This is a genomic window from Halorubrum sp. SP9 (assembly GCF_005435015.1).
Taxonomy (GTDB): domain Archaea; phylum Halobacteriota; class Halobacteria; order Halobacteriales; family Haloferacaceae; genus Halorubrum; species Halorubrum sodomense.
In genome coordinates this window covers 656-1,336 of record NZ_SGXU01000106.1, presented here as the reverse complement: position 1 = coordinate 1,336, position 681 = coordinate 656, and the positions used below count along the sequence as shown (strand labels likewise).

Annotated in this window: 1 protein-coding gene; it reads left to right on the top strand. The window is 52.7% G+C overall.

The annotated features are described in order from the left end of the window. The coding region (locus tag EXE45_RS16645) for a hypothetical protein (protein WP_206750484.1) at positions 1-416 on the top strand (416 nt) is incomplete at its 5' end. Between the last annotated feature and the right edge of the window lie 265 nt (positions 417-681).

The following is a 681-nucleotide window of genomic DNA, read 5'->3' as shown; positions in this document are numbered from 1 at the left end:
GTCAGCATTATCTGACGCTTACATTTTTATATCCGCAACCCAAATACAGCGGTATGAGCGGACGTACGCTCTACCACGACGAACGCGAACAGGATACCGAGATGACGCCGCCCGACAACGCTGCGACGCGGCGATCGGATCTCCAAGAGCGATACAGTTTCTACATCCTCAACCCCGAGTACAGAGAGAACGTTGAATACCAGTTGTGGATCAACGATCAGTACGGTGATGAGTATCCCGTCGTCTCATCGAGTACGCTTGATCAGGCGACGTTCTTCAGTCAAGATCAGGGAGTCGGAGATTCTATCAATCTTACCGAGGACTTCTTCGACGCTCTCGCTGCTGTCATCCACAATCGCTGTGGCACGAGTACGACGAAGTTCCGTACGAGGCGACAACTGTGTGGGCGCAGTTAGAATACGAACACCGACCACCCCACCACGAGACGTGGTTGATAACGGTTCTCGTTAATCAGTTCCTCAACGCCGAGGAGTGTTACCCCGAACTACAACCACTTGTACGGTGGTGTGCGGACCACACGCCGTTTGACGTACCGATCTTCAACGGCCAGTAACGTACTGGCATACTTTTTTATATTCGCAACCCAAACGTAGGGGTGTAATGTCCGAAGATTCCGTACTCGATTTATTTGCGGGCGCAGGGGGGTTCACCCTCGGCGTC